Below are 5,285 nucleotides of genomic sequence, written 5' to 3' on the forward strand. Positions count from 1 at the left end.
AGATGGGTATAAGAGACGGGTCCCGGGCGCCGCATCGCCCTGCGTCGCGGGCGCGACACCCTCGGACGTCGCCTCGCGCTTCGCCCACCGGGCCAGCCGGTAGCCGGCCGCGCCCGGCACGACGGCGCCCGCGACCCCGGTCGTGCTCCGGCGCGCCTCCGCGACCGACTTGTTGAGCTGCGCCTCGCTCTTCTCCCGCGACCCGACCGCCGAGTAGCCGACGGCGGAGAACAGGTGCTGGAACGGCTTGCGGTAGATGAACGCCGCGAACGTCACCAGCGCGATGAGCAGCACCTGCAGACCCCACGGCAGCGTCTCGCCGAGGATCAGGCTGTACGCCCACAGCAGCAGCGACAGGACGCCGATCAGCGCCGCCTGTTTCAGCAGCATCGACAGCAGCAGTTCGAGCCATCTGATCGCGATCACCCGTCCGATGCCCGGATGTATCCCGATGCCGAGGAAGATCGGTCCCGCGACGAGCAGCAGCAGGAAGGCGATCTTCACGACGATCAGCGCGATCGCGATGACCATGATGAGCAGGCCGGCGACCAGCGCCGCGAACAGCCCGCCGAACGCGACCGCCAGCCTGTTCTGCCAGTTCTTGCCCTGGTAGAGCGAGTACGTCTCCGGGTAGTTGTCCTTGATGTTCTTGGTGACGTCCTTGTAGGCGTCGGCCTTCTTGCCCAGATCGACCTTGTTGTCGCCGTAGGTCTCGGTGAGGTCGACCGCCTGCGACCACAGCAGCTTGTCGGCGTTCTCCTTGACGATCTTGGCGTTGGGGTCGGTGGTGCCGAACTCGCCCTGCAGCCACGGCTTGCAGACCAGCGCCACCCACAGCCCGTTGGCGTTGCGGGTCGTCGCGTCAAGGTTCTGCGAGGTCGCCGGATCGGGCTTGCCGTCCGGCCTCGGTATACACGTCCCGCCCTTGGTGTCGCTCTGCGGCAGGGCGGCGTTGAACGCGGCACTGGTCGCCTCGGACGTCTTCGTCCCGAGCGTGGTGAAGTCGGCGGGACGCGCGACCAGCCAGATGAGCGCCACCATCGCGGCGACCATCCAGATGACGCCCTCGGTGACCTTGCTCGCCCGCTTGCGGACCAGCCCCCACCAGGCGAGCCACATCGCGCCGAGGATGACCACCCACGACCAGTAGCGCGCGTTGAACGTCTTGCCGATGTTGCTGATGACGCCGTCGACGGTGTCCTTCAGCCAGCCGAGCAGCGAGTCGGACGCGGCGGCCTGGTACACGCTGATCGTCGTCCGATCGATGGCGCGGACGATGGTGAACGTGGTGTTGGCGAGGGCGTTGCCCATCAGCGCCATGCCGTCCGAGCAGCCCATGTCGACCGCATACCACGTCTGCCCGGCCATGCCGTACCGGTCGTAGTACGTCAACTGCTCGACCGGGGTCTTCTGCAGCTTCTCGTTCGGGTAGTCGGGCGGCTTGATGAGCCCGTCCGTCCCCGACCCGTACTGCTCGGGCGCGGGGCTGTCGGCCGGCCGGCACGGGCTGTTCGGGGAGAACGGCCCCGCGCTCGCCATCGGCGAGAGGAGGACGACGAAGAAGCTCGCCACCAGCATGACGAGGATCGAGCGGCGGGTGCGCGGAAGCCGGCGCCGGCGGCGGCCGCCGAGGACCGCGCGGTCGAGCCCTTCCCCGGGCGACCGCTGCAGGCGCGCGTTCGTCCGGTGGCGGGGACCCCTCATCGACTGACCTCCTCGACCTCGGCCCCCGCGACGGTGAGTTCGGACGCGCCCGGACGGGACCGGGTCGGGTTGGTGTCCAGCCAACGCTGCAGTTCCTCGGAGATCAGGTCGACGCCGATGCGTCCCGCTCGGCCGTCGAGGTCACGGAAGATGCATTCGCCGTTGCCGAGGTTGCGCAGCACGGCCTTGTGCTCGTCGGACGCCTCGACGCCGAGCAGCGACATGACGTTGCCGACCTCGACCCGTTCGGTGGAACGGAACGAGAACACCGACGACAGGCAGTTCGTCACCTGTTCGTTCAGCAGGTCCCCCGCGTTCTGGGAGACCAGGATCAGCGCGGTGTTGCGCGAGCGTCCCATCCGGGACACCTCCGGGATGAGCTTCGCGCCCTCGGGCGTCGAGGTGATCGCCCACGCCTCGTCCAGGAAGATCGCCTTGGGCAGCCGCCGGTCGAGGCCGTGCATGAGCCGCCGCGCGAACTGCGACACCAGGTACATCAGCGCCACCGACAGCCGCTGCTCGTAGGAGTAGTCCTCCCGCGAGATCGCGACGTCGGGCAGCGTGAGGCCGCCGAGCGTGAACACGGTCGTCCAGCCCTCGGTGTCGATGCGCTCGCCGCCGGACGGGTCGAAGCACAGCCGCGCGAGCCGCATCTCCGACATGGAGCGGAGCACCGCGCCGAGGTTCTTGGACGCGGGATCCTCCGCCGCCTCCAGATGGTCGACGACCCGCCCGAGCGACGGGCGCTCCGCGTTGGCGACCGCGCCGACCGCCTGGATCATCGCGGACTCGCGCTCCTCCGACATCCGCGGCAGCAGCAGCCGCAGCGTCTCCGTCGCCATCGTCTTCATCGTGGCGAGGTCGTCGCCGAACGAGAACGGGTCGAGCAGGCCGGGCGCCGCCGAGCCGAGCGGCAGGATGCGCGCCTTCCGGCCTCGCGCCTTCAGCAGCTGGACGAGCGACTCGGCGTCGCCCTTCGGGTCGATCGCCGCGATCGTGACGCCGCGCAGCGCCATCTGATAGATCAACAGCAGCGCGAGGGTGGTCTTGCCGCCGCCGGGCTCGCCGGTGATCGCCACCGCGGTCGGACGGTTCCGGGCCGCCGCGACCAGCGGGTCGAAGTGCACGATGGACCTCGCCCGGCCGAGCGTCTCGCCGATGTACGGGCCGATCCAGCCCTCCTGCTCGTCGTCCGGACGGTCGCCGAGGTCGACGGTCGCGACCGGCATGCCGCCCGCGATCGTCCGCAGGGGCTGCCGCTGCGCGTACGCGTTGAGCCGGATCTGGTCGCCGGGCAGCGACTCCAGGAACAGCGAGAACTGGTCGCCGGTCGAGTTGACGACGTCGATGCCGATGTCGCGGTAGTGCTCGACGACCGCGTCCACCCGCTGGGCGAGCAGCTCCTCGGACGGCGCGGACACGATCAGCCGGTGCCACCCGTACACGAACGGCAGCCGCTCCTTGGTGATGCCGTGCTCCAGCATCCGGGCGGCGTCGATCTGCTCGGCGAGCGCGATCGGCGCCTCCGCGCCCGCCTCCCGGATGTGCTGGTCCATGTCGCGGGCGTGCGCGAGCTTGCGCGACACGTCCTTGGACGCCTTCGCCGGTGGGATCAGCTTCATCCGGGCGCTGATCTCGACCGGGAACGGGAGGGCGTCGGAGTAGTGGAACCAGGGCTCGCCGTCCGGGAACGGCATCATGTCCGGGAACCGGGCGAACGACAGGTAGGCGACATACGACTCGGCCGTGGCGCTCCCGCCCGCGCCCGTGAAGTTGGGCTGCTCGATCCGCAGGTACGAGCGGCCGTTGTGGATGGCACCCTCGACCAGCGACTCGATCTCGCCCTTGCCCCACGTCCTGCGCGGGACGGCGGACGGCGGCGGATCGGCCAGCGCCCCCGTCACCGCGTGCTGGAACAGCCACGCGACCTCGGTCGACGTTGCGTGCCTGGCGTAGAGGGCCGACCCGCCGAGCGCACGCCCGACCCGCTCGGCCTGCTCCGTCCAGCGCGCGATCTCCTTCTTGTCGATCGCGTCGTCGTGCACACCGAGCACGTTCTCGCTGCGCTTGTAGAAACCCAGCAGCTGCGAGATCACACCGCCCGACAGGTGCGCGCCCATGCCGCGCGGCCCGAGCCGCACCCCGAGGTAGACCTCCTTGGTCCAGAAGTCCTTCGCCCACACGTGCGCGTAGGTCTCCTCCAGGTACTCCCGCCACCCGGAACCGCCGTCGGACGTCCGGTCCAGGGCGAGCGCCCATTCCGCCGCCGGGTACGTCCGGTGCGCGATCCGCAGGTGCACCTCGGCGTCCTGCATCCGGATGCCCGCGAGCGCGATCGTGATGTTGGTGGCGAGCGCCTCGCGCTCCTCACCGGTGGTGAACTCGTACGACACCGTCGGCAGGCGGAAGTACGCCCAGGCGGCGTTGTCGGTGAACAGCACGCGGTCGTCGAAGTACCGGACGGCCAGCCGACTGGACTTGCTCATGCCGCCCTCCCGTCGCTCCCGACCAATGATTCTCCCGTCGTGAGAGGGGCGGCGCAGGGCTGCCCGGGAGAGTCTTTGACGTCCGGACGGTCATGGAGATCGAACGCGTCCGCCAGGATCACCCGGCCCGGTCCGGTCTCCGCGCGATGCCCGCGAGGGGCGCTCATCGGGTGGCCTCCTGCTCCTGCTGAAGCTCCTGGTAACGCTCGGGCATGACGGTGAATCCGCCGGCGACCACACCGGCAAGGGCAAGGTAGGCACGCCGCGTCGGCGTCCGCAACGACTTCAGCTCGTTGCGCGGCGCGCGGTCCATGCTCAGGTGATCATCCCACGGGATGCGCACCAGGGCCCGGCAACGCCCCCGCGCCACGGCCTCGGCCTGCTCGACGTCGTCCATGCTGCGGCGGCTCACCCCATTGATGACGGTCACCGCGCGGGACCGCAGTTCCTCGTAACCGTGCCCGTCCAGCCACTCGAACGTCATCGCGACGGCACGCGGCGCGTCCGCGCTGGCCGGCGCGACCAGCACGATCTGATCCGCATAGGGCAGCACCCGCGCGACGACAGCGGCGGCCGCGTCGAGCAGCGTCACCGAATAGAACCTGTCGATCGTCCGGATCGCCAGCGCGTAGTCGCGGTCATCGAGCGCCTGCAGCGGGTTCTTGCCCGCCGCGATGACGTCGAGCCCGGACTTGGCCTGCGACGTGTACCGCCGCATCGCCGTGAGACTGCCGACCTGGTCGGCACGCGTGATGAGCCCGGTCAGCGTCTCATTGGTGTCACTGCGCGTCCGGCGCGCCAGCGCGCCCGGCCCGGGATTCACGTCGATCGCTACGACGGGCTCCCCGTTGTGCTGCGCGAACGTGTGCCCCAGCATCAACGCGGTAACGGTCTGCCCGGCCCCTCCGGTGCACCCGAGCACGACCACGTGCCGCGTCCCGTGGAACGGCTGCTGCAACCGCTGCTGGTACTCGGCGTCGACCTCGCCGTGCCCACCCCCGACCGCGTGGATGAGCCGCCGCAACCCGCCGGTCGTGACCTCGTGCTCGGGCCCCGGCGGCGTGATCGCGGGCCCGGACGGCGGCGGCGCGGGCG

At 70.2% G+C, this 5,285-nt stretch carries 3 protein-coding genes; all 3 read right to left on the bottom strand.

Annotation, left to right across the window (positions count from 1 at the left end):
- Nucleotides 1-1,704: type IV secretion system protein (locus tag HUX53_RS27915; protein WP_176406196.1), on the bottom strand; the 1,704-nt coding region annotated here is incomplete at its 3' end.
- Complete coding sequence (locus HUX53_RS27920; RefSeq protein WP_176406197.1) at nt 1,701-4,190, bottom strand: ATP-binding protein; 2,490 nt, start codon at nt 4,188-4,190, stop codon at nt 1,701-1,703. The genes HUX53_RS27920 and HUX53_RS27915, both read right to left, overlap by 4 nt.
- Before the next feature lie 163 nt (nt 4,191-4,353).
- A partial coding sequence (locus tag HUX53_RS27925; RefSeq protein ID WP_369009218.1) for a MinD/ParA family protein occupies nt 4,354-5,285 on the bottom strand: 932 nt, incomplete at its 5' end.

It is taken from the genome of Actinomadura sp. BRA 177 (assembly GCF_013372625.1).
Lineage (GTDB): Bacteria > Actinomycetota > Actinomycetes > Streptosporangiales > Streptosporangiaceae > Spirillospora.